2 protein-coding genes and 1 pseudogene are annotated in these 1,669 nt (G+C 25.0%); all 3 read right to left on the reverse strand.

Going from position 1 to position 1,669, the window contains the following annotated elements; all coding sequences use genetic code 11:
• A pseudogene (locus CAMP5060_RS08025) lies at window positions 1-216 on the reverse strand (UDP-4-amino-4,6-dideoxy-N-acetyl-beta-L-altrosamine N-acetyltransferase); the annotation flags it as partial.
• Window positions 213-884, reverse strand: a complete 672-nt coding sequence (locus CAMP5060_RS08030; RefSeq protein ID WP_337218197.1) for a PIG-L deacetylase family protein — start codon at window positions 882-884, stop codon at window positions 213-215. The pseudogene CAMP5060_RS08025 and the gene CAMP5060_RS08030, both read right to left, overlap by 4 nt.
• Complete coding sequence (locus CAMP5060_RS08035; RefSeq protein WP_337218198.1) at window positions 874-1,560, reverse strand: methionyl-tRNA formyltransferase; 687 nt, start codon at window positions 1,558-1,560, stop codon at window positions 874-876. Before CAMP5060_RS08035 ends, CAMP5060_RS08030 begins: the two co-directional genes overlap by 11 nt.
• Window positions 1,561-1,669: the final 109 nt, after the last annotated feature.

Raw genomic sequence — 1,669 nt, forward strand, 5'->3', positions numbered from 1 at the left:
AGTAAAATAAATAACTCCAAGTTTTTCGTTGTTTCTTATTAGCAGAATGTATTGTTGATTGTTACTTTTTTTAAGTTTTTTTAAAAATATTAAATGTTCTTTGTATTTTATGCTTTTTGTCTTCATAAACTTAGAAATATTTTGGGAGTTTCTTATAAAAAAAATTTCCTTTTTTTCTTCTCTTGTAAGATTAATAAAATTTTTATAAATAATCATTTTATTACTTTTATACTTTTGAATGCTTCGGCATATTCAAGTCCAACTCTCATTCCTTGATATTGTGCATTTATTTTTATTCCTTCCAAGCTTCTAGGGTGAGGATAGTTTTGTAGTTCTGATTGATAAAAAGACATAGCTTTTAATTTTAGACTTAAAGTTGAGCTGATATCAAAAAATACATCGGGTTGAAAACTTAATGGATAATTCCATTCAGTGCTTGAAAGAATTTCAAAACTATAAATTTCTTTGACACTTTCTTCTTGTAAAGATCTTGTAGCGGTAATTGTTGCTTTGTATGTAATTTGATGATCTATATTAAGGTCTTTTTCGTAGTGGGTAAAAATTATAGCTGGTTTAATTTTATTTTTTACCTCTTCAATGCTTTTAACTATTTCTAATAATGGTACCTTATCAAAAGCATTATCAGGAAAAAACTTTCTAAAAACATTTTTAACACCTAAAAAATTATTTGCATTAAGAAGTTCGTTTTCTAATATTTTTTGTTCTTTTGTATGATTTTTGCTTTCCCTACTTGTTTTGCCTTCCCCAAGTATTAAAGTAAATACATCATATCCTTGTTGTATATATCTTGCTACAGTTCCAAAGCATCCTAAAACTTCATCGTCTGGATGAGCCGCTATAATTAAAATTTTGTTATTTTTCATAAAATATTACCTCTGCTTTTATTTGATTATTATGTTTTTTTGCGTTTTGAAAAACCATTTTTATATTTTTAAATTCCAAAAATGCTTTTGGATAGTCTTTAGCATCAAGCATACGTATAAAATCATATATTTTTACTAAATTAGGATTTTTTAATGTACTAATACTGCTTTGTTCTTTTGCTCTTCTTTTAAAAACTATCACCTTTCCTTTTTGTTTATAAGGTATAATTTTTGTTTGTAAAATTTTAGGTATTAGTTTAAAAAATATAATTTTTGAAATTTTTTCATAAATTTTTTGTGCATTTGATTTTTTGAAACTGATGTTATGTTTTAAATATATTTCTCCACCATCTAATATATCACAAGCTTTTAAAGCACAAATTTTGCTTTTATATATTCCTCTTATGATTAAATTTTGTAATGGAGAGCCTCCTCTACCAAATGGTAAATTTCCAAGATGAAAAACAATACATTGGTAGTTACTATAAATTTCTGTTGGTATATAAAAAGACCAATGTGGAAAAAATATATAATCAGGATTAATTTTTTTTATATTTTCTAAAGTAAGAACATCTTTGCTTGTTATAAGATGAAAATTGTGTGTGCTGTATAATTTTCTTAGTTTATGAAAGTTATTGATATTGTGTTGTCTAAGAGTTGCTATGATGATATTCAAGCTGCAACTCCATATGTATGGTAAAATATATTTAAATTATATCCCCCCCCCTGCTCAACACATACTAAAAATGAAGATACAAAGTAAAATTTATTATTTTCTCTTATAA

Origin of the sequence: Campylobacter sp. 1569 (genome assembly GCF_024723675.1) — a bacterium.
GTDB classification, from domain to species: Bacteria; Campylobacterota; Campylobacteria; order Campylobacterales; family Campylobacteraceae; genus Campylobacter_D; species Campylobacter_D jejuni_C.